The sequence below is a fragment of the Robertmurraya sp. genome (assembly GCF_036676585.1).
Taxonomy (GTDB): Bacteria; Bacillota; Bacilli; order Bacillales; family Cytobacillaceae; genus Robertmurraya_A.
Window position 1 is genome coordinate 33,576 of the sequence record NZ_JAKFCQ010000096.1, and the last position, 21,654, is coordinate 55,229.

Sequence of the window (21,654 nt, forward strand, 5' to 3'; positions counted from 1 at the left end):
CAATGAATAAAAAAATGAAAATAGGTATTACCTGTTATCCAACAGTAGGGGGTTCGGGAGTCATTGCTACCGAGCTTGGGAAAATGTTGGCAGAAAATGGGCACGAGATTCATTTCATTTCTTCGAGCCTCCCATTTCGGTTAAATAGGATGTACCATAATGTGTATTACCATCAAGTAGAGGTAAATCAATACTCGGTCTTTCAATATCCGCCCTATGATATTGCTCTAGCTAGTAAGATGGCGGAGGTTATTAACCGTGAAGAGTTGGATCTTCTTCATGTCCATTATGCGATTCCGCACGCTGTTTGTGCCATTTTAGCAAAGCAAATGAGTGGAAGAGATGTAAAGATTGTAACCACACTACACGGTACCGATATTACTGTTTTGGGGTATGATCCTTCATTAACGGATGCCATTCGATTTGGAATTGAAAAATCAGATATTGTTACAGCTGTGTCTAAATCCTTAATTAGTCAGACGTACGACCTGATAAATCCTGATAAAACAATCGAAACGGTTTATAACTTTATTGATGAACGAGTCTATAAAAGATCAAACTCATCTCATTTAAAAGACGAGTATGGAATTCTTCCTGAAGAAAAGGTAGTCATTCATGTATCTAATTTTAGACCAGTGAAAAGGGTCCAGGATGTTGTTCGTACATTTGAGAAGATTACAAAAGGAATTCCAGCTAAGCTATTGCTTGTAGGCGATGGACCAGAAATGACAGTGGTTTGTAAACTAGTTAAAAAGCTAAATATTGAAGATAAAGTGTTGTTTCTTGGCAAACAAGATAGTGTAGAGGAGCTATATTCAATTAGTGACCTCATGCTTTTATTATCTGAAAAAGAAAGCTTTGGATTAGTTGCATTAGAAGCGATGGCTTGCGGCGTCCCATGTATCGGAACTAATGTAGGGGGCATCCCTGAAGTTATTGACCATGGTCTAAGTGGGTATATTTGTGAACTTGGAGACATTGAGGATATGTCTGAAAAAGCAATAGATCTTTTACAAAATTCGATGAAGCATCAGCAATTCAGTGAAGCCTCTGTTTCGCTTGTAAGAGAGAAATTCCAAGCGACAACAATCGTTAAGCAATACGAAGACTTATATAAAAGTTTATTGCAAAGCGGTGAACAACCATATGAAAGAACCATTTAAGTCAGCGATTCCAGTCCTTGAGTTAATTGAAAAAGCTGGGTTTAAAGCCTACTTTGTGGGAGGCTCTGTTCGTGATTATTTACTTGGACTTCCTATCAATGATATTGATATTGCATCATCTGCGACACCAAGAGAAATTAAAGAGATATTTCCAAAAACAATTGACCTTGGGATTGAACATGGAACGGTCATGGTTCTATACGATAACCATTCGTATGAAATTACGACCTTTCGCTCTGAGGCAGATTATGTAGATTATCGGAGACCTACTTCCGTAACATTTATTCGATCCATTGAAGAAGACCTTGCAAGGCGTGACTTTACGATGAATGCCGTGGCAATGAATCGATTTGGGGAGATACTTGATCCTTTTGAAGGAAAAATAGATATCGAAGCTAAAACAATTCGTACCGTAGGGATGGCTAGTGAGCGCTTTTCGGAGGATGCGCTTCGCATGCTAAGAGGAATCAGGTTTGTTAGCAAGCTTGCTTTTGTATTAGATCCAGATACATACGAAGGAATAAAGGATAATAAACACTTACTTTCACATATTGCGGTTGAAAGGATTGCAGCCGAATTAGATAAACTGCTTAGTGGAGCTCATACGTCTCAAGGAATTCAATTGTTAATAATAACAGAAATACATAAATACATACCGGGTTTTCTCGATAAAAAAGCAGCATTGTTGGAGTTATCCCAACTGCCGATTCAATCATTATTCATTGATGAAAAATGGGCTTTATTTTCAAATCTTTTACAAAAAGGCGAAAAAGAAATTAAACAATTCTTTATCGGATTAAGATTCTCAAATAAAAGGGTTCAACAGATTGCTAATTTGTCAAAATGGTTAAGTGAACGCTCAAGAAATAGCTGGTCAATCGAGTCCGTATATGCTTCTGGAAAAGAGACGGCGCTTCAAGTGGAGAAGATTTACCAAGCTTACCAAAGGAATGTTGATCCCCTTGCATTTGCCAACCTTCAGACAATCATTGAAGCTCTTCCTATTCATTCTTTAGCGGATGTAAAAGTTTCAGGATCAGACCTAATTGAATGGAAACAGAAAAATGCAGGGCCATGGGTGAAGGATGTACTTAAGGAGATTGAAACAGAAATTCTCCATGGAAGACTTGAGAATAAAAATGAGGTTATAAAAGAGTGGGTGACAAAATGCAGTCTGAATTAAGAAAAAAGCTTCTTGAGGCATTTACGAACTCCGAGCAAGAGTATGTTTCTGGACAGTACTTAGCAGATGTAATGGGTTGTTCAAGAACAGCTGTATGGAAGCATATTGAGGATTTAAGAAAAGAAGGCTTTGAATTAGAGGCGGTTAGGAAAAAGGGATATAAAATCTTAAACTTGCCAAAGAGTATTTCAGCTGATCGCGTACAATTGGGGTTAAAAACAGAGTTTATCGGTAAAGTCATTCATTATGAAGAAACGGTTGATTCTACTCAAAAGATTGCTCATTTGTTATCGCATGAAGGGGCGGTAGAAGGGACCGTTGTGATTGCTGAGGAACAAAAAGGCGGAAGAGGAAGAATGGATCGTGTGTGGCATTCACCAAAATCTACGGGGATTTGGATGAGCCTTATTTTAAGACCGAAAATACCCATTCAAAGAGCACCGCAGCTTACTTTACTTACTGCAGTAGCAATTGTACAAGCAATTGAAGAAACAACTAGTTTAACACCGCAAATTAAATGGCCGAATGATATATTAATTGAGCAACAAAAAGTGACTGGGATTTTGACTGAGCTTCAGGCAGATGCGGACCGAATTATTTCGGTTATTATCGGAATGGGTTTGAACATTAATCAAACAGAAGATGATTTTCCACCTGAACTTCGTGAAATTGCTACTTCCTTACGTATAAAGGAAGGGAAGGAACTGGACAGAGCTGAATTAATAAAAGTTATTTTCCAAAAGTTTGAAACGCTATACAAGATTTTTTTAGATAAAGGTTTTTATCCTATTAAGTTATTATGGGAAAGCTATGCAATAAGCATCGGAAAAGAAATCACAGCAAGAACCTTGAATGGTTCAATTAGTGGAAAAGCACTTGGAATTACCGATGAGGGTGTGCTGAAGGTAGAAGATGATTTAGGTGAAATACATCATATTTATTCCGCAGACATAGAACTTCACTAATTTGTAAATAGATAATTTAAGAAGATTTTGCTATAATTTGAAGCGTCGGGCAGTATCCACGGTGAACTGCACCATTTGGTATATACAAAATTTTATAAGTAGTCTGCCTAGATCCAAATATGGACCGGGACAGAGGGATAAACAAAACATCAAATTTTCAGGGATCCTTCTGTGTATTTTTAGGATTCCTTTTTATATTGTAATCAAATGTTTTGTTCCTCTCCGGGAAAGGAGAATGTATATGAAACAGTTGAATGATTTTAGAAGTATGAAAAAAAATGGTGAGAAAATCGTTATGTTAACCGCGTATGATTATCCTTCAGCCAAGCAAGCAGAAGGTTGCGAAGTAGACATGATCCTTGTGGGTGATTCATTAGGGATGGTTGTGTTAGGGTATGATTCAACGATTCCAGTGACAACAGCTGATATGATTCACCACAGTAAAGCGGTAAGACGCGGAGCTTCCAATACTTTTACAGTTGTCGATATGCCTTTTATGAGCTATCATTTATCCGTCCGGGATACTTTAATAACTGGTGCAAAAATGATTCAAGAAACCGGAGCACAGGCTCTAAAGCTTGAAGGTGCAGATGGGGTACTAGAACATATTCAAGCCTTAACTAATGCAGGGATTCCTGTTTGTGCACATTTAGGTCTAACACCTCAGTCAGTAGCTGTGTTAGGTGGTTACAAGGTTCAAGGGAAGGACGCTCAAGCGGCACAAAAATTAGTTCAAGACGCGAAGCTTTGTGAAGAAGCAGGCGCATTCATGCTTGTTTTAGAGTGTGTACCAAAACAACTGGCACGGGAAATCACGAAGCAATTATCTATACCGGTTATTGGAATTGGTGCAGGTGTGGACGTAGATGGCCAAGTTCTTGTCTATCATGATGTAGTCACTTACGGTGTGAATAGAGTTCCAAAATTTGTGAAGACATATGGTAATGTAGATGAGGTAGCTACTAAAGGAATTTCAGCTTATGTATCTGAGGTGAAGAGCAGTCAATTCCCTTCAGATGATCAAAGCTTTTCGATGAAAGAAGAAGAGTTAAAGGGTCTGTATGGAGGAGAAAGATGAAAGTAATCACTTCAATTTCACAAATGCAAAAAGAAGTTCAATCGCTAAAAAATGACAAGCTTTCAATCGGTTATGTCCCAACCATGGGTTACCTTCACGAGGGTCATGTCCGTTTAGTAAAAAAAGCAAGAGAAGAAAATGATATTGTAATTATGAGTATATTTGTCAATCCATTACAGTTTGGACCGAATGAGGACCTTGATGCTTATCCGCGGGATTTTGAGCGTGATAGTGAAATAGCTAAAAATGAAAAGGTAGATTATATTTTTTATCCATCTGTTGAAGAAATGTATCCATCGAAGCCTTCTGTTACACTTGTTATTCAAAAGAGGGTTGATGTACTTTGTGGAAGCTCAAGACCTGGGCATTTTGATGGAGTTGCGACCGTATTAGCGAAGCTATTTCATATTATACAGCCAACTCGTGCGTATTTTGGTATGAAGGATGCACAGCAGGTAGCGGTTGTTGATGGGTTAATTACTGATTTGCATTTCCCAATTGAATTAATTCCTGTAGAAACTGTAAGGGAAGAGGACGGTTTAGCAAAGAGCTCCCGCAATGTAAGATTAACGTCTAAAGAGCGAGAGGAAGCATCTGTCCTGTATAAAAGCTTAAAAGAAGCGGAAAAACAAATCCGTGCAGGGGAAAGAGATATAGATGTAATCATTTCAAATATGAAAAATACGATTAGTAATAATTCATCAGGAGCGGTTGATTATATAGAAATCTACTCTTATCCAGAACTGGAAAACCTAGAGGTTCTAGAAGGGAAAATCATCATCGCTATAGCAGTGAAGTTTACGAATGCTCGCTTAATAGATAATCTTGTGTTCACTATATAGATAACGAGAAGAAGGAGAGGAGAAATGACTATGTTTCGTACGATGATGAACGGAAAAATCCATCGCGCAAGAGTTACGGAAGCGAATTTAAATTATGTAGGAAGCATTACCATTGATACAGATATTTTAGATGCTGTAGGTATGGTTGCTAATGAAAAAGTACAAATTGTGAATAATAATAATGGAGCTAGATTTGAAACATATATTATTCCTGGGACAAGAGGTAGCGGTGTTGTTTGCTTAAATGGAGCAGCAGCACGATTAGTCCAAGAAGGAGACGTAGTCATCATTATCTCATACGCATTAGTTGCAGAAGATAAGGTTGCCTCCCACGAACCGAAAGTAGCCATTATGAATGAGCAAAATCAAATTGTAGAATTACTTCATGCGGAACCAGAAAGAACGATACGATAATTCCCCCTTCCAAAGGGGGTTTTTTCATAGCCATATTCCATTCAATCAATGGCTTCTACTTTTTCTTTTGGCTAATTTGTGTTACCGTTTGATTGAATGAATGTTCGAGGTGTGACGAATGACAAATCGTTTTGTAGTAGTAGATTTAGAAACCACAGGAAATTCACCGAAAAAAGGGGATAAAATTATTCAATTTGCCGCTGTAGTGGTGGAAAACGGCGAAATTAAAGAAACGTTTTCTTCTTTGGTAAGTTCAGATAAACCCATCCCTCTTTTTATCGAGGAGTTGACTGGTCTTAATAATGACATGTTAAAGGACGCGCCAACCTTCTCTGAGATAGCACCGAAAATTTTACAATTATTAGATGGTGCTTTTTTTGTCGCTCATAATGTTTTATTTGACCTTTCTTTTCTTCAGGAAGAGTTAATTCAATCAGGGTATGAAGGATTTTTTGGACCAGTTATTGATACAGTTGAGCTTTCGAGGGTTGTCTTTCCTACTGCTGATAGCTTTAAATTAACCGACCTTTCGATTCAAGAGGGACTAGCACATGATCGCCCACATCAGGCAGATAGTGATGCATATGTAACAGCTGAGCTTTTCCTCATTTTAATTAAATTGTTAAAGGATCTTCCGGAACTCACTTTAAGACAACTCTTAAAACTCGCTGGGGGCTTAAAAAGTGACATCTCCTTGTTGCTAGATGAGTATGTACTAGGAAAGTCTTGCACAAGAGACATGATGCCTGAAGGACTGGAAATATTTCAAGGTCTTGTTTTGAGGAAGAAGGAAGAGTTAGAAGAGATACAACATCTTGCAGATGGAATCTATCCGAGCACGACCGAAGAAAAAGAAGCAATGTTTCAAAAGGCATTTAAGGATTATGAGAAGCGAGATGGACAGGTTCAAATGCTCGACCATGTGTATTCAGCATTTAAAGAGGAGCGTCATGCTCTGATCGAAGCTGGAACAGGGGTCGGAAAATCATTGGCTTATTTGTTACCAGCAGCGATATTTGCTAACAACACAAATCATAAAATCGTGGTAAGTACGTACACGACACAACTTCAAGAACAATTGCTAACAAAAGATATTCCATTGCTAAAAAAAATGGTAGACTTCCCTCTAGAAGTAGTACTCTTAAAGGGGAGACACCATTATATAAGCCTAGAAAAGTTTCACCAATCCTTATACGAAGAGGAAGATAATTACGACACAAGCTTAACAAAGATGCAAATCTTAGTATGGCTCACACAAACAATAACAGGTGATTACGAGGAACTGAACTTATCAAGTGGAGGTCTTCTTTACTGGAATCGTATAAAAAATGATAGTTCGTCCTTCGTGAAGGATCGTTCATGGCTATCTCACGATTTCTATTTTCTCACTAGACAACGGGTAAATGATGCAAAAATTATTATTACAAATCACTCATTGTTAATGGCTGACTTGAATGCAGAAAATAGTATCCTTCCTCCTTTTGAATTTGTCATTATCGATGAAGCTCATCATTTCGAAAAAGCAGTTGGTAAGAGTTTTAATCAGTCCATTGATTATTTATCAATAAGAATGCTTATAAGTCAGTTTGGTAGTACCGATCAGAGACAAACCTTCTATGAATTAGAGCAAATCTTTAAGAAATTGCCTATTGAAGACGACGATCAACTCTTACACTCTTTTCAAATAAATGAAATGATCGTTGAACTTCAGTTTGAATTAGACGACTTATTTAGAGCAATTGCGTTATTTGTAAAAAAGAACGCAAAAAAAGGAAACCAAAGATTGATTAAAAGAGTGACCCATGATGAATCGGCTAAAGAATGGCACTCGGCGGTTGCTTCTGCGGAGCGATGTCAGTTTTTATTGAAGGATTTACATGAGACCGTATGTAAATGGGTGGAGCTCGTAAAAAGCCAACAACTTACGCTTGATTATCATCAAAAAATTACTATGAATGAAGTAATATCGTTCTTAGAGGAGATTGAACAGATTCGAAACCAAATGAAGAATCTCATTATTCATCCTCTACCTTCACATGTTACCTGGATTGAAATGGATGGAAGAGCAACGCAAAATTTAACGTCTATCTATTCTCAACCTGTAATTATTTCTGAATTTTTAAAGGAACATTTTTTTGATAAGAAAAAAAGTGCGGTACTTACATCTGCTACTATGACAGTAAACCAATCATTTGATTATGTTTTAGATTCACTAGGGATAGGGAAAGAGAATTGTAGTACCCTTCAAATTCCTTCTCCTTTTGCCTATAAGGAACAGGTCCAAGTATTAATACCGGAAGATTTACCGGAAATAAATAAGGTACCTTTATCAGATTATGTGGCAGCAATTACTGAACACATTATCTCTATTGCAGAAGCAACAAAGGGAAGAATGCTGATACTCTTTACTTCGTATGATATGTTAAAGAAGACATATGATCTAATCAAAGAAAGTGGTCTATTAGATGACTATGTTCTATTTGCTCAAGGAATTACAAGCGGAAGTAGATCGAGACTGACGAGAAATTTTCAACGGTTTGAAAAATCAATCTTATTAGGAACAAGCAGTTTCTGGGAAGGGATTGATATACCAGGGGAAGCTCTAAGTTGCCTGATTATCGTTCGATTGCCTTTCACACCTCCAGACGACCCGATTGCGGAAGCAAAAGGAGAATTAATACAAGCGAAAGGTCAAAATCCTTTTTCAAAGCATTCATTACCTGAAGCAGTATTACGATTTAAACAAGGTTTTGGAAGGTTAATTAGGAAGAAGACGGACAGAGGGTTTGTTATTATTTTTGATCGAAGAATTGTGACAACCACATATGGGAAAGCCTTTTTAAAATCGATTCCTACTGTTCCAGTAAAAACATTAGACATTAATGAAATGTTAACCGTAATAGAAGAATGGCTTTAAATAACAGGTCCCCTCTAAATGGATAAATTTTCTTAAACATCACAAACTAAAATTTAGAGTATTAGGGGGGACGAATATGAGTATTATTTTTACGATCTGCATGATTTTAGCGAATTGGTATTACATACCTGCGGATTCTCCGTTTGTACCTGCTGAAGTAGAAAGCATTGACTTGAACTTAAAAGAAGATGAATTAGCCGTTACATTTTTGCCTTTAACAAATGGGGAAGCAACACTAATCCAAAATGGGCAAGGAGAACATATCTTAATTAATACAGGTCATCAAGATACAGAGGAAGAATTAAAGCGCGTATTGAAGCTATATAAGGTCAGTCATATTTCAACCATCTTCTTGACAAGCCCGGAAGAAGGGTATGTTGGTAATTTGAATATGCTTACTGAATTTTATGATGTAAAGCAGGTCATCACAAGCAAGTCTATAGCAGAAAAAATAGAAACGATAAAAACGGGAAGTAACGAGATTCAGGATATTGGAATACATCTTTGGACTCAGGGTACAAAGCAAATGCTTGTCCAAAATCTTGAAGCAGAAGTTTTATACAATGGTGCTTCTAAAGAAGAAGGCTTGGACCTTTCTTTTACATATAAGAGTAGCCGATTTCTCATTCTTACATCAATGACCGAGGAATCAAATCGTACGTTGTTAAAGTATGATCTTTCAAATGTAAATATCGTCAAAATCCCACAATTTGCAATGGAGAATTCCATAAATGAAAAATTATTAAGACATATGGATCCACAATTGGCTGTTATATTTCAATCTAAGCATATAGCTCCCCATCAGGATATATTAAAGCTACTTCAAGATATATGGCTTGATGTTCATTACACAAAAATGCATGGAATTTTAACAATTAAATTCACTCCTACGAACTATGAAATCATATCTATTTCAAAGTCAGAGGAATAAAAAAGTCCGCGCTCATACAGCGCGGGAAAATTGTGTGTGAACTAGAAAAAAATTTAATATCAATCGCTCAAAAGCTGTTATAATGTTTGATAAGAAATAAGCAGTTGCTTAAATATATTGTAACCTTTTCTGAAAAAGCTATTGCTAACAAATATTAGAGAATGGAGTGAAAGATGTAGTGGAAAGTAAAATAGAGGTATTGTCAACTGTAAAGGTTGAGTATACATCAGACCTTTATAAGGTGGTCGATGCCTTAAATCGGACGTTAAAAAGAGAGAATTTAATGTTCGGTCTAGCTCTAGATCAACAAGATAACTCAAAAGCAGTATTTACTATTTATCGTACATAAAGTGGTGCTAAATTCATGAAGAAGTGGTTTTGGATTGCAATAATTGGAGTAATTATCCTCATCGGAATTACGATTAAAATATATTTAAACGCAACTGAGCCAATTGCTGACGCGGAAAGTCGTGCTACAGCAATCGCTAAGGAAGAAACGGAAATAACTGATATTACGGAATTTTCGCTATACCATGGATCGAATGCGTATTATGTTGTTCAAGGTAGCAACAAAGAAGGGGAAAAGCTGATTGCTTGGATTCCTGAAAAAGGTGGAAAAATTGTGGTTTTACCCGCAGAAGATGGAATCACAAAGTCTGAAGCTATTAATACTTTATCTAATGAAGTATCTCCCAACCAAATTATAGATGTTCGTTTAGGGATGGAAAAGAACAACCCACTATGGGAAATTTACTATCGCTCAAACAACGATAAGATTAACTACTTCTACATTGATTTTGAAACAGGGGAAGAAGTTAGAGAAATAAAGAACTTATAAATTTTGGAGGCAAAGAAAATGGGATTTGCATTAGCGAAAAGAGTAAAGGCATTAACACCATCGACAACTTTAGCAATTACTGCAAAGGCAAAAGCATTAAAGGAAGAAGGCCATGATGTGATTGGATTAGGTGCTGGGGAGCCAGATTTTAATACGCCACAGCATATCATTGATGCAGCTGTTGCATCAATGAATGAGGGTCACACAAAGTATACACCTTCTGCAGGATTGCCAAAGCTTTTAGCCGCGATTGCGACAAAGTTTAAAGAAGATCAAGGCATTGACTATACAGCAAAAGAAATCATTGTTACAAATGGAGCCAAACACGCTCTTTATACACTTTTTCAAGTAATCTTAGATGAGGGGGATGAAGTCATCATCCCAACTCCTTATTGGGTAAGTTACCCTGAACAAGTAAAGTTAGCTGGAGGACAACCAGTTTATATCGATGGACTAGAAGAAAATGAGTTTAAAATTACACCTGCTCAATTGTCTGACGCCATTACAGAAAAGACAAAGGCGGTAATTATCAATTCTCCAAGTAATCCAACGGGAATGTTGTATACAGAGAAGGAACTATTCGAGCTAGGTCAAATTTGTTTGCAAAAAAATGTATTAATCGTTTCTGACGAGATTTATGAAAAGCTTGTTTATGGAGAAAGTAAACATGTTTCTATTGCTCAATTATCTCCTGAATTAAAAGAACAAACGATCATCATTAATGGAGTGTCAAAGTCACATTCCATGACAGGATGGAGAATTGGATACGCAGCAGGAAATCGTGAAATTATTGCTGCTATGACCAATCTTGCTAGTCATAGTACTTCAAACCCTACGACAACTGCTCAATTTGGGGCAATTGCGGCATATAACGGTTCACAGGAACCTGTTGCTGAAATGAAAAAGGCTTTTGAAGAGCGCTTAAACATTATTTTTGAACAGCTATTACAAATCCCAGGCTTTACATGTGTGAAGCCGCAAGGTGCATTTTATCTATACCCAAATGCAAGCAAAGCGGCTCAAGCCTGTGGGTATGATTCAGTAGATGGATTTGTGGAAGGCTTACTTGAGGAGGCAAAGGTTGCCGTTGTTCCTGGTTCTGGCTTCGGAACACCTGATAATATTCGCCTATCTTATGCGACGTCATTAAACCAGTTAGAAGAAGCTATTAAACGTATGAAAACCTTCGTAGAAAGTAAAATGGCCTAATATAGTGAAAACAGAGTGCCTAGGCATTCTGTTTTTTCTTTGATATAAACTTGATAGTCTATATTTCGAATTGTATAATGAGATGGGACTTTACGCATTCAAAGGAAGTTTAAACTGTTAAAGAGAAGTTGATACTTACTTATAGGTGTTATAAACAAATATTTTATACATACTTTTAGCTTCTTTTTAGATTTTTTGGAGGGAATTGTCGTGAATAAAACAACTATTTCACAAGTTCACAAATATGTTGGAGAAGATGTTAAAATAGGCGCTTGGATTGCTAATAAGCGTTCTAGTGGAAAAATAGCTTTCCTTCAGCTTCGCGATGGGACAGGCTTTATTCAGGGTGTTGTTGTAAAAGCAGAAGTAGCTGAAGAAGTATTTCAGCAAGCAAAAGGAATCACGCAAGAATCTTCTGTATATGTGATAGGAACGGTACAAAAAGATGAGCGTTCTCCATTCGGGTTCGAGCTGCAAGTAAAAGGAATTGATGTGATTCATCAATCGGTTGATTATCCAATTACACCAAAGGAACATGGAACAGAATTCTTAATGGATAATAGACATCTTTGGTTACGTTCTAAGCGTCAGCATGCGGTGATGAAGATCCGTAATGAAATTATTCGAGCTACGTATGAGTTTTTTAATGAGCAAGGATTTGCAAAGGTTGATCCTCCGATTCTAACAGGTAGTGCGCCTGAGGGAACAACGGAATTATTTGCAACAAAGTACTTTGACGAGGATGCATATCTTTCACAAAGTGGACAGTTATATATGGAAGCAGCAGCTATGGCGTTAGGAAAGGTATTTTCATTTGGACCTACTTTCCGAGCAGAAAAATCAAAGACTCGCCGACATTTAATTGAGTTTTGGATGATAGAACCTGAAATGGCATTTGTGGAGTTTGAAGAAAACTTAGAGGTTCAAGAGCAGTATGTGTCACATATTGTTCAATCTGTTTTGAAGAACTGCCAATTAGAATTAAAGACATTAGGTAGAGATACGGAGAAGCTTGAGAAAATTCAAGCACCTTTCCCTAGAATCAGTTATGATGATGCCATTAAATTCTTACACGAGAAGGGCTTCACAGATATTTCTTGGGGTGATGATTTTGGTGCACCACATGAAACGGCGATTGCAGAGAGCTATGATAAGCCTGTGTTTATTACCCATTACCCTACAACTTTAAAGCCATTTTATATGCAGCCGCATCCAAACCGTGATGATGTTGTTTTATGTGCAGATTTAATTGCTCCAGAAGGATATGGAGAAATTATCGGCGGGTCAGAGCGTATTCATGATTATGAGCTTTTAAAGCAACGCTTAACGGATCATGGACTAGCTTTAGAAGCTTATGAATGGTATTTACAATTAAGAGAATTTGGTTCTGTTCCGCATTCAGGATTCGGTCTTGGTTTAGAAAGAACAGTAGCGTGGATAAGTGGCGTCGAGCATGTTAGAGAAACGATTCCGTTCCCACGTTTATTAAACCGCTTATATCCTTAATCAAAGAAGAAGCTCGCTTATGCGAGCTTTCAGATTGTCAACAAAAGGCAGTGAGAAACTCTTTCTCGCTGTCTTTTGTCATTTTTTTTGAAAGGGGATGGTGGAAAAATGGCTAATTTCCGCTCCGGGCGCTTGCTTTCCGGGGGGCGGGCGGTGAGCCTCCTCGTAGCGAGGGAAGCGGCTCGGCCCCGCCCGCGGAAAGCGTCCAGCCGCAGCGGAAATCACACCTTACTAGTACCTACTTTTATTTTGGTCTAGTATATATTTGGCAATCACTGAAAGTTCCTTACTGATCATCATACTTCATGTTATACTAAAGGGGAGGTGTCTTGAATGAAAGAAAATATGCTTGATTGGATGAAACTAGGGAATACTACGATCCCTAATGCATTATTAACTTCTTATAAACTTCTTAATATTGATGAACTTGAATTATTATTATTAATTCACGTATATAGTTTTACCGAGAGAGGCAATAGTTTTCCAACCCCAAATGAGATATCTTCTCTAATGACAATTACAAGTACTCAGTGCTCTGATATGCTTCGCCGACTTATCCAAAAGGGACTAATTGAGATTCAAGATGGGCATTCAAGCGATGGAATTCGATTTGAGAAATACTCACTGGATCCGCTTTGGGATAAGCTTTTGGATGTTTTTTTACAACAGAAAAAAGCCAAAGTTGTTATGGAGCAACAAACAGTTGAAACGGATGTGTACACTTGCTTTGAACAGGAATTTGGTAGACCATTATCGCCATTTGAGTGCGAGACCCTTGCTCTCTGGATGGATGATGATCGGCATGACCCTGTGATTATCAAGGCAGCATTAAAGGAAGCCGTTATTTCAGGTAAGTTGAATTTCAGATATATTGATCGCATTCTTTTTGAGTGGAAAAAGAACGGAATCAAAACGGTTGAGCAGGCAAAAAATTATGGAAAAAGATTTAGGCCGCATCAACAACAAGCGAAAAATAAACAAATTGAGCGACCAGAAAATAAAACCGAGCCTATTCCATTCTATAATTGGCTCGAACAATAAATCTTGCAAGAGAGCATAGTCTCTCATTTTTTTTACATTTTTTTGAAAGTTGAGTGAATGAAATGCTGAATAAAGAGCAAATAAGATTTTGTTTGGATAGTATGGGAGAAATGTTTCCTGAAGCGCATTGTGAATTAAATCATTCAAATCCTTTTGAACTCGTGGTAGCAGTGGCATTATCTGCCCAATGTACCGACGTACTTGTAAACAAGGTAACAAAAACATTGTTTGAAAAATATAAAACTCCAGAAGATTATTTGAAAGTTTCACTTGAAGAGCTGCAAAACGACATCAGGTCAATTGGTCTCTTTCGAAATAAAGCAAAAAATATTCAAAAGCTCTCTCAGCTTCTACTAGATGAGTACAATGGGGAAGTACCTATGGATCGCGATGAGCTAACTAAGCTTCCTGGTGTTGGTAGAAAAACAGCTAACGTAGTCGTGTCAGTTGCTTTTGGTATACCAGCCATTGCGGTAGATACTCATGTTGAAAGAGTGAGTAAAAGACTGGCAATATGTCGTTGGAAGGACTCCGTATTAGAAGTTGAGAAAACACTAATGAAAAAGGTACCGAGGGATGAGTGGTCAGTAACCCACCACCGCATGATTTTCTTTGGCCGATATCATTGCAAAGCACAAAATCCTCAGTGTCTAAGCTGTCCTTTATTAGACTTATGCCGAGAAGGAAAAAAGAGAATGAAAGGTCAACTGGTTGTTCATGAGCAAAAATGATATTCAAAATGGATTTCTAGAGTGGAAAAACATGGAGAGACAGATTGAGGAGCTTATTAAAATTAGAGAAAAACAAGACACCGCTATGCTAATGGATAAAGGCTTATCTTTATTTCATAAAGTGTTATGGTTAGTAAATAACATGGAACACATACCTGAAAATGTTTCCTTTAAAGAATTAAAAATGAAGCCCATTAATGTTGAGGAAAGATTGAGTTTTATCCAGGGAAGACAGGGCTCTTTCCACTCTTTTAAGCAATTAGTAGAGCTCTTTAAAGAATTGGAAAAGCAATACGCAAAAAAGGCATCTTTAGAAAAATTCTAAAGATGCCTTTTTATTAATTATTACCTGTTTCTTGATTGCCGGTATTTCCAGTACCAGTATTTCCATTTCCAGTTGTGGAACCAGTGTTCCCAGTTCCGGCGCCTGTATTTCCAGTATTTGTATCAGTGTCTGTTTCTCCCGTTTCGGTGGTTCCCTCGTCGGTACCATCCTCATTTTCGGTTTCGTCCTCTTCCACTTCTTGTTCTTCTTCTTGTGGAATCATTACTTCTATTGTTGTAGTTGCTGCTTCACTTAGCTGAGTATCACGAACGGCAATTACCTTAAAGGTATAATAGCCTGGTGTTTCTGCTTTTAAGCGAACTTGCTTCTCTGCAGTGGTGTTTAGAAGTTGTTCTCCACCATCATTTAAGGATCCATATAACTGGAATTGAACGCCTTCCGCATTTTCACCGTTGTATTCCCAAGTAACAAGTAGTTCCTTCGTCGCTTCATCAAGAGTAACTTTTAAATTACTAGGTGCTGCAGGCTTATCGTATTTGTTAGATACTTGTTTTGGTGCACTCCCTTTAACTGCATACTCAATGATTACTTGATCATTAGGAGTGTATTCGCTTGCTAGCTTTGCAGGGAACGTACCTTTTTCGATTCGTACTTTTTCTACACTGTTAGGTACTGCAAAGTCAGCAGTTTCTTTCCCTTGAGATACATGGGTCATAAGGTTTTTAAAAATATATTGTGAGATTTTTTGTTCATCACTTGTTAGCCAATTTTGCGTACGATCATCATATCCTGTCCAGACCGCTGCTGTGTAGTTGGTTGTGTAACCAACAAACCAAGAATCAGGAACGGCACTATTAGGGATACCATATTTTTCTCGTTCAGCAGTAGGGTAGTTCGTCGTTCCCGTTTTACCAGCGACTGCAAGGCCGTCTACTCTTGCACGAGAACCCGTACCGTATGTTAAAACATCCTTTAACATATCAGTGATCATGAAGGCAGTATAATCTTTCATAACCACTTCAGTTTCAGGTTTTAAATCAAGCTTTGTTCCATCACGAAGTTCAATCGTAACGACGGAATATGGTTCTGTGTAAAAGCCGTTATTTCCGAATGCGCTATATGCGCCTGCCATTTGAAGGGAGGAAACGCCTTTATCGGCTCCACCTAATCCACCAATGGAATATGATTCCGTTAACTCACTAACAGGTATTCCAAGTTTCGCACCGAATTCTTTTGATTTATCAAGTCCAACTTCTTGCATTGCTTTTAAGGCAGGTATGTTACGAGAAAGAGCAAGAGCTGTTCTCATCGTCATCGAGCCCATATGCTTGTTATCCCAGTTATTAATTTCTTGCCCACTAGAATACGTGTATGGTTCATCCACTAAGGTCTGATAGGTTCCCCAATTCAAGTATTCAATGGCAGGACCGTAGTCTAAAACCGGTTTAATAGTCGATCCAGGCTGACGTCTAGGGTCAGTCGCGTAGTTAAATCCGAATGTTTGTGTTTGGTTTCTTCCACCACCGAGTGCACGAATGGCTCCCGTTTTTGTATCTAATAAGGTAATCCCTGCTTGAAATTTTTCATCAGGGAATTCAACAATTTCATTGCCATCTAGAATTTGTTCTACATAGTGTTGAGCAGTTGTATCTAATGTTGTGTAAATTTTTAATCCTTCAGAAAAAGGATCAAGATCAGGATACTTTTCTTCAATTTCTTTAATAACCTGTCCGACAAAGGAGTCATAGGCAATTTCCCCATTGGTCTCACGTTTGTCTTCTGGTACAAGTGCAGCAGAGACATCAACCGATTGTGCAGCTACCATTTCTTCCTCTGTAATATAGCCGTGTTGATTCATTAATGAGAGAACAATATCCCTGCGTTTTTTTGCATTTTCAGGATATTTAAAAGGGTCATAATTTGCTGGACTCTGTGGCAAACCAGCTAATAATGCTGCTTCATCTAATGTAAGCTCATCCAAGCTTTTATCGTAATAAGTTCTTGCAGCTGTAGCAACACCGTGTCCACCACTGCCCATCCAGTTTTTATTTACGTAAATTTCAAAAATTTCTTCCTTCGTATACTTTTGTTCTAGCTGGAAAGAGAGCCATGCTTCTTGTGCTTTACGTGAAAGAGTTTTTTCATGAGTTAAGAATGAATTTTTTACAACCTGCTGTGTAATCGTACTAGCTCCTTCAGAGCCGAAGCCGTCGGTAACGTTCGCGATAACCGCGCCACCTAAACGAATCAAGTCAATTCCATTATGTTCAAAAAAGCGAGAGTCCTCCGTTGCAATAAAGGCGTCTCTGACTGTTTCCGGAATATCTTCATAATTTACATAGTCCCTTTTTACAGACCCTATTTCCGTGAAAGGCTCCCCGTTCATATCAAAGACTTGGGAGGAAATGGGATCCTTTAAAAGCGTTTCATCAAGCTCTGGAGTGTCTTTAATCATATATGCAAATGTAGCAGCACCGACAACAATCCCTGTAATTCCAAGTGCGACAAGGATAAGAAAAATCTTCATGAACAATCCTTTCGCAGGCTTTTTGCCTTTTTTCTTATTAGATTGTTTCTGTTTTTCTAACTGTTTGCGGCGCTCCTCTCTAGATTGATATTGCTCTGCCATATTGATTCCTTCCTTTCTTACTAAAAAGCTTACTTCCCCTTAAGAAAAAGATAAAAATTAGAGATTATATAGATAATCTATTTTCTTAATATAGTCAATTCTAGGGCGAAAGCCAAGTGAAATAAGATGTGCAGTCGAAAGTAACTCTTCTTTTGTAATAGACTTTCGACCTCCTTCTTTCATCCGCTCCCAATACGATAACAATTGCTTTGCTTCTAACAGAAATACTTCTTCTGTACTCGAAAAACGAAGAATAACAAAGCAAATTCCATCTTGTTGAATGACTTTTTCCATGTGCTGAATTTGGTGCTCATGAAAATTTTGTAAGGGGAATGAAGTTGAATTTTTTGTTTCCTTTGCTTCAAAATCAATGTATTTTCCCTTATATACGCCGTTATAATCAGTTGTAGAGGCTTGCTTGAAGTAGGCTTCTTTTATTACAGCAGCACTTCTTTTTGGATAATTTACTTCTACAATTTGAACCGGTGTCGGTTTTTTGTGAATAACGGCAATATTATTTAATAAGTAAAATTCATTTGTTTCGTTTAAATCCTCCTCTAACGTCATTCCTCGGTTGCTATAGGTTGGGTCCTTTCGTGCCTTCACTGTTTGACCGGTGCTTAACTGATTCATAAACTTTCTTCCATTAGGATAATGAATATTCATTTTCTAACACCTCTTTAACTACACTATCATACCAAAATTGGCCCCAGATAGGGTGAATAAAAACTACCGATTAACGAATTATAACGTAAGATAGCATTGGAAGGGAGTAAAAAGAAATCAAAAATACCTTTAATCATTTAGATGAGCAGCAAATGGTTACAGAAATTATGCAAAAAGTTGAGTCGAGTAATATAGACAATATTTCAAGAACAGATGCGTATTTTACGTATTTTTTAAATCATTCGGATATTCTTTGGTCCTTTTTGGCAAGTATGGTGTCAAGAAATGCTGGCTGGAACATGTGTGACTTAGAAGGAAAGTGGTTTCCTCAGGTTTTAGAAGCAGAAACAAGAAAACAATTGTATTTAACCTATGAGCGAGCGAACTGGTTAATTTTTCAGGATGCCTACCCCCAATTGTTGCTGTATGAATATTCGACGAAACTAAATACTCCGTTGTTTCACTTATTACGATATTTTCATGTTTCGTCTTTTATGAGTAATGAATGGGCGTATTATTGGAGGGAGAAAGATAAAAGAAGACTGATGACGGCACTCATCATCAATGAGCAAAATATCATTCAAAAACCAGTGATTGAGCATCCAATCTATTATAAAAAAGTGTTTCACTCACTTCTCTTTGCTTTTCAGGATTATCTTCATTTTAGTGCTGTTTTATTTCCTACTCATCATGGAGAGCTTTATGGAGCAAGTGTATATGGTTTTCAAGAGGTGGATAACCGAATTGATTTAGGGAAAAGATTAGCTGATATTCTGTTTGATCCCGAAATATTCACGAAGGTCTTTCATTTTGCGAAAACAACGGCACACACTGGGTCGAGGCATGATTACGAACAATTTATGAAAAACAAGGAAGAAACTACCCCCGTTTTAAGAGAAACCTACCCGGTTATTAAACACCATATCCATCTTCCGAATGAGTGGACAAATCACCCTCGAGTGAAAAATAAATGGTTCAATACGGCGATTACTCACAGACACCCATGGGAAATGACTCATTGGTACTTGAATAAACAGAAACATCTTCGTTTTTGTATTATGTGTTATAAGTTACTTCAAATGAAGAAACGTATATAAAAAGCAAGAATCTTCATAGATTCTTGCTTTTTATATATTCACGTTGAAGGACGGTCGATACCTTCAAGCTTTTTATCTCCATACCCAGGTTTTGTTTCTTCCAGCTTTTTTGGTTGAGTATTTTCTTTTTCATTGTTTTGATTTCTCTTTTTCATTCTTTACCACCTCCGAGATTAGTTTGTTTCATCCTTCATTTTTTCATTCATGTCGAAACCTAGTTGGGAGAACAAAAATTTTACACTTCTTTTGGCGAATTGCTTCTAGTTTTGTCATAAGGGAAGGAGGTTAGAAGAAGACAAAGAATAAGTACAAAAGAGATTTACTTAGAGCTGAAAAATATTCTTGGAGGGATGTTCGATGATTCTAAAATCAGATATTTTACAAATGCTTTCTGAAATACACAACGATCTTGAGGAACTAGAAAAATCTATTGATTTTAAACTGGATGATATTGAAGCAGATATGTTAAAGCAACAACAAAAAAGCTTATGGAAAACGGAAAACCGCTATTATATACTAGAGGGAAAGTTCAACTTAGCCCAAAATGAGTCTACAAATGATAGACAACATAAGAGAACGACTGCTTAAACTTTTCAATTTTCTCGTTTATCCTTTATAGTAGGGGTATATGTGATAAAGGAGCATTGCAACTTGGATAATCATTCAATGTTAGGACATTTAAATGAACGTTTGTACGAATATACAAAGGAAATAGAAGATACATTTCTTTCCGTGAAGATGTCAGGTGAGAAGGGTGACTTTTTTACGAAAGTTAAACCATTTGCTGACGAAGTAAAAGAGGTGGTAGATCGCTGGAAAATGGAATCGGCGTCTTGGATTGAGGAAAATCGACCGAAAAATCTTCATGCTACTCAAATTGAATCAGCAGCCGAACAAATGGAAATGATTTCTGTACAAGCTTTTTTTCCTGAAACAAGTCGAACAAGATTCATAAACTACCTTCAGTCTGTAAGATATGTTTTAACCATTTTACGAGCAAATATAAATAAATATGAAACATAAAAAGTAGCACACTCGCCATTTAGGAGAGGTGCTACTTTTTTAACATTTATACGAATGTATTTTACATAGATGATTCAAGTTCAGGGGTTTTTGCACCTAGTGTTTCAAGTTCATAAACAAGATTACGGTATTCACAAGTAGTTATTTCATTGAAAATATAACATTTCTTAACAAAGTCTAATAACTCGTTTGCATCTTGTGCTTCGTATTTTTTAATTAATTGGAAATGATTTTTTAATTCTTGAATATTCACCTAAATTCCCCCTTTATATAGGTTGTTTCTTCTCTATTATCGTATCATGTGGAGGCACAAACTGATGTTTTTTTAAATATTGAGACTTCCGACACCGTTAGACAAAAATGGTGATATATAACAGATAATTTATTCTTTATTCACCATATAGGCGGATGAAACATAAATTATAGCAGTGAATATAAGAAAGGAGGTTGTGTGCCCTTGTTTGGTCAAAGATATAAACGATCAAGATATAATCGTCCACAACTACAACCGATGATGAATGAAGCCTATCCATATAATTGGGGAAATGAAGCAGTCCATACTCGGCCAGAGGCATACGCCAACTACTTTGAACAACCTATGAATGTTCCTATGTACAATATGAACTACGCAGGACCGGTACAAAACGGTTATAACTATTTTCCTAATGAATCCTTTTATGGCCCAGCATATCCATACGGTGGGGGAGGATTTCAGGGACAGGGTTTTGATTATCCATATCAGGGAAATCAGCCATACCAACAAGAAAAGAAGCATAAGCTTTCGGAAGCCGTTCTTCATAATCCTCTTCAACAACCTGAAATATCGTATCACAATCAATTTGCATATGGTCAATATAACCAACCATTTTCGCACCCTTATCCTAAACAATCTGCTATACCACGGCCGCCAACTGGTGTGAAATCAATAATGAACTCTTTTAAAACACAGGATGGAACATTTGACGTTAACAAAATGGTTGATACAGCTGGACAGATGATGAATGCAGTCACCCAAGTCTCTTCGATGGTAAAGGGTCTTGGTGGAATGTTTAAGGTATAGGGCAGCCCTATACCTTTTTACACGGAAAAAAATAAGCAGAAAAAAGTCTGCTTAATCATTAATAATATGAATTTT

22 protein-coding genes are annotated in these 21,654 nt (G+C 37.3%); 19 read left to right on the top strand and 3 right to left on the bottom strand.

The genetic code is table 11. The features are described from left to right. The first annotated feature begins 2 nt into the window (after positions 1-2). The 15 genes from bshA to ACGLXV_RS13455 all read left to right on the top strand — a co-directional run bounded on the left by bshA (position 3) and on the right by ACGLXV_RS13455 (position 15,143). Complete coding sequence (gene bshA, locus ACGLXV_RS13385) at positions 3-1,163, top strand: N-acetyl-alpha-D-glucosaminyl L-malate synthase BshA (RefSeq protein ID WP_391559015.1); 1,161 nt, start codon at positions 3-5, stop codon at positions 1,161-1,163. Next, positions 1,147-2,346 (top strand): CCA tRNA nucleotidyltransferase, encoded by a 1,200-nt coding sequence (locus tag ACGLXV_RS13390; RefSeq protein ID WP_391559016.1) that lies wholly within the window; start codon positions 1,147-1,149, stop codon positions 2,344-2,346. The genes bshA and ACGLXV_RS13390 overlap by 17 nt, the downstream gene beginning before the upstream one ends. Further along, positions 2,331-3,311 (top strand): biotin--[acetyl-CoA-carboxylase] ligase, encoded by a 981-nt coding sequence (locus ACGLXV_RS13395; protein WP_391559032.1) that lies wholly within the window; start codon positions 2,331-2,333, stop codon positions 3,309-3,311. The genes ACGLXV_RS13390 and ACGLXV_RS13395 overlap by 16 nt, the downstream gene beginning before the upstream one ends. Positions 3,312-3,552: 241 nt before the next feature. Beyond that, the gene (panB, locus tag ACGLXV_RS13400; protein WP_391559017.1) at positions 3,553-4,389 is read left to right on the top strand and encodes a 3-methyl-2-oxobutanoate hydroxymethyltransferase; all 837 of its coding nucleotides are present in this window, start codon (positions 3,553-3,555) and stop codon (positions 4,387-4,389) included. Then, positions 4,386-5,231 (top strand): pantoate--beta-alanine ligase, encoded by an 846-nt coding sequence (panC, locus tag ACGLXV_RS13405; RefSeq protein WP_391559018.1) that lies wholly within the window; start codon positions 4,386-4,388, stop codon positions 5,229-5,231. Before panB ends, panC begins: the two co-directional genes overlap by 4 nt. A gap of 30 nt (positions 5,232-5,261) precedes the next feature. Next, positions 5,262-5,645, top strand: a complete 384-nt coding sequence (gene panD / locus ACGLXV_RS13410) for an aspartate 1-decarboxylase (RefSeq protein ID WP_119708924.1) — start codon at positions 5,262-5,264, stop codon at positions 5,643-5,645. Between the two features lie 118 nt (positions 5,646-5,763). After that, positions 5,764-8,562: an ATP-dependent DNA helicase DinG gene (gene dinG, locus ACGLXV_RS13415; protein WP_391559019.1), complete on the top strand. Its 2,799-nt coding sequence runs from the start codon at positions 5,764-5,766 to the stop codon at positions 8,560-8,562. Between the two features lie 76 nt (positions 8,563-8,638). Beyond that, entirely contained in the window at positions 8,639-9,493 is an 855-nt protein-coding gene (locus ACGLXV_RS13420) for a ComEC/Rec2 family competence protein (protein ID WP_391559020.1), read from the top strand. Positions 9,494-9,671: 178 nt separating this feature from the next. Continuing rightward, entirely contained in the window at positions 9,672-9,842 is a 171-nt protein-coding gene (locus ACGLXV_RS13425; RefSeq protein ID WP_119708921.1) for a YpmA family protein, read from the top strand. A gap of 15 nt (positions 9,843-9,857) precedes the next feature. Further along, positions 9,858-10,331: a cell wall elongation regulator TseB-like domain-containing protein gene (locus ACGLXV_RS13430; protein ID WP_391559021.1), complete on the top strand. Its 474-nt coding sequence runs from the start codon at positions 9,858-9,860 to the stop codon at positions 10,329-10,331. An 18-nt stretch (positions 10,332-10,349) separates the two neighbouring features. Continuing rightward, on the top strand, positions 10,350-11,540 hold the full coding sequence (locus ACGLXV_RS13435; RefSeq protein ID WP_391559022.1) for a pyridoxal phosphate-dependent aminotransferase: 1,191 nt from the start codon (positions 10,350-10,352) through the stop codon (positions 11,538-11,540). Between the two features lie 210 nt (positions 11,541-11,750). Further along, positions 11,751-13,046 (top strand): asparagine--tRNA ligase, encoded by a 1,296-nt coding sequence (gene asnS, locus ACGLXV_RS13440; RefSeq protein ID WP_391559023.1) that lies wholly within the window; start codon positions 11,751-11,753, stop codon positions 13,044-13,046. 333 nt (positions 13,047-13,379) lie between these two features. Beyond that, complete coding sequence (locus tag ACGLXV_RS13445; RefSeq protein ID WP_391559024.1) at positions 13,380-14,087, top strand: DnaD domain-containing protein; 708 nt, start codon at positions 13,380-13,382, stop codon at positions 14,085-14,087. Positions 14,088-14,149: 62 nt separating this feature from the next. Then, positions 14,150-14,818: an endonuclease III gene (nth, locus tag ACGLXV_RS13450; protein ID WP_119708916.1), complete on the top strand. Its 669-nt coding sequence runs from the start codon at positions 14,150-14,152 to the stop codon at positions 14,816-14,818. Continuing rightward, on the top strand, positions 14,805-15,143 hold the full coding sequence (locus ACGLXV_RS13455) for a YpoC family protein (RefSeq protein WP_483880582.1): 339 nt from the start codon (positions 14,805-14,807) through the stop codon (positions 15,141-15,143). Before nth ends, ACGLXV_RS13455 begins: the two co-directional genes overlap by 14 nt. A gap of 13 nt (positions 15,144-15,156) precedes the next feature. Here the strand turns inward: ACGLXV_RS13455 and ACGLXV_RS13460 are convergent, their stop codons facing one another. Together ACGLXV_RS13460 and recU are read right to left on the bottom strand one after the other, a co-directional pair. Then, a complete protein-coding gene (locus tag ACGLXV_RS13460) occupies positions 15,157-17,733 on the bottom strand; it encodes a PBP1A family penicillin-binding protein (RefSeq protein ID WP_391559026.1) in 2,577 nt (858 codons plus the stop codon). Positions 17,734-17,790: 57 nt separating this feature from the next. Beyond that, complete coding sequence (gene recU, locus ACGLXV_RS13465) at positions 17,791-18,399, bottom strand: Holliday junction resolvase RecU (protein WP_119708913.1); 609 nt, start codon at positions 18,397-18,399, stop codon at positions 17,791-17,793. Between the two features lie 152 nt (positions 18,400-18,551). Here recU and ACGLXV_RS13470 point away from each other — a divergent pair, with 152 nt between their 5' ends. From ACGLXV_RS13470 to ACGLXV_RS13480, 3 genes are all read left to right on the top strand, one after another. Beyond that, positions 18,552-19,496, top strand: a complete 945-nt coding sequence (locus ACGLXV_RS13470; RefSeq protein WP_391559027.1) for a DUF2515 domain-containing protein — start codon at positions 18,552-18,554, stop codon at positions 19,494-19,496. A gap of 357 nt (positions 19,497-19,853) precedes the next feature. After that, positions 19,854-20,084, top strand: coding sequence for a hypothetical protein (locus ACGLXV_RS13475; RefSeq protein WP_391559028.1), 231 nt, complete (start codon positions 19,854-19,856; stop codon positions 20,082-20,084). A gap of 63 nt (positions 20,085-20,147) precedes the next feature. Further along, entirely contained in the window at positions 20,148-20,519 is a 372-nt protein-coding gene (locus ACGLXV_RS13480) for a YppE family protein (protein ID WP_391559029.1), read from the top strand. A gap of 61 nt (positions 20,520-20,580) precedes the next feature. Here ACGLXV_RS13480 and yppF read toward each other — a convergent pair whose 3' ends face one another. Continuing rightward, complete coding sequence (gene yppF / locus ACGLXV_RS13485; RefSeq protein ID WP_119708910.1) at positions 20,581-20,772, bottom strand: YppF family protein; 192 nt, start codon at positions 20,770-20,772, stop codon at positions 20,581-20,583. A 204-nt stretch (positions 20,773-20,976) separates the two neighbouring features. Here yppF and ACGLXV_RS13490 point away from each other — a divergent pair, with 204 nt between their 5' ends. Beyond that, positions 20,977-21,579: a YppG family protein gene (locus ACGLXV_RS13490; RefSeq protein ID WP_391559030.1), complete on the top strand. Its 603-nt coding sequence runs from the start codon at positions 20,977-20,979 to the stop codon at positions 21,577-21,579. Positions 21,580-21,654: the final 75 nt, after the last annotated feature.

Bases quoted from the DNA above. Each gene is read 5' to 3' on its own strand.
- ACGLXV_RS13420 (WP_391559020.1), top strand. From the start codon at position 8,639: ATGAGTATTATTTTTACGATCTGCATGATTTTAGCGAATTGGTATTAC.
- recU (WP_119708913.1), bottom strand. From the start codon at position 18,399: ATGAATATTCATTATCCTAATGGAAGAAAGTTTATGAATCAGTTAAGC.
- panC (WP_391559018.1), top strand. From the start codon at position 4,386: ATGAAAGTAATCACTTCAATTTCACAAATGCAAAAAGAAGTTCAATCG.
- ACGLXV_RS13470 (WP_391559027.1), top strand. From the start codon at position 18,552: ATGGTTACAGAAATTATGCAAAAAGTTGAGTCGAGTAATATAGACAAT.
- ACGLXV_RS13430 (WP_391559021.1), top strand. From the start codon at position 9,858: ATGAAGAAGTGGTTTTGGATTGCAATAATTGGAGTAATTATCCTCATC.
- bshA (WP_391559015.1), top strand. From the start codon at position 3: ATGAATAAAAAAATGAAAATAGGTATTACCTGTTATCCAACAGTAGGG.
- ACGLXV_RS13460 (WP_391559026.1), bottom strand. From the start codon at position 17,733: ATGGCAGAGCAATATCAATCTAGAGAGGAGCGCCGCAAACAGTTAGAA.
- ACGLXV_RS13435 (WP_391559022.1), top strand. From the start codon at position 10,350: ATGGGATTTGCATTAGCGAAAAGAGTAAAGGCATTAACACCATCGACA.
- panB (WP_391559017.1), top strand. From the start codon at position 3,553: ATGAAACAGTTGAATGATTTTAGAAGTATGAAAAAAAATGGTGAGAAA.
- nth (WP_119708916.1), top strand. From the start codon at position 14,150: ATGCTGAATAAAGAGCAAATAAGATTTTGTTTGGATAGTATGGGAGAA.
- ACGLXV_RS13455 (WP_483880582.1), top strand. From the start codon at position 14,805: ATGAGCAAAAATGATATTCAAAATGGATTTCTAGAGTGGAAAAACATG.
- ACGLXV_RS13475 (WP_391559028.1), top strand. From the start codon at position 19,854: ATGATTCTAAAATCAGATATTTTACAAATGCTTTCTGAAATACACAAC.
- ACGLXV_RS13445 (WP_391559024.1), top strand. From the start codon at position 13,380: ATGAAAGAAAATATGCTTGATTGGATGAAACTAGGGAATACTACGATC.
- dinG (WP_391559019.1), top strand. From the start codon at position 5,764: ATGACAAATCGTTTTGTAGTAGTAGATTTAGAAACCACAGGAAATTCA.
- ACGLXV_RS13390 (WP_391559016.1), top strand. From the start codon at position 1,147: ATGAAAGAACCATTTAAGTCAGCGATTCCAGTCCTTGAGTTAATTGAA.
- ACGLXV_RS13395 (WP_391559032.1), top strand. From the start codon at position 2,331: ATGCAGTCTGAATTAAGAAAAAAGCTTCTTGAGGCATTTACGAACTCC.
- panD (WP_119708924.1), top strand. From the start codon at position 5,262: ATGTTTCGTACGATGATGAACGGAAAAATCCATCGCGCAAGAGTTACG.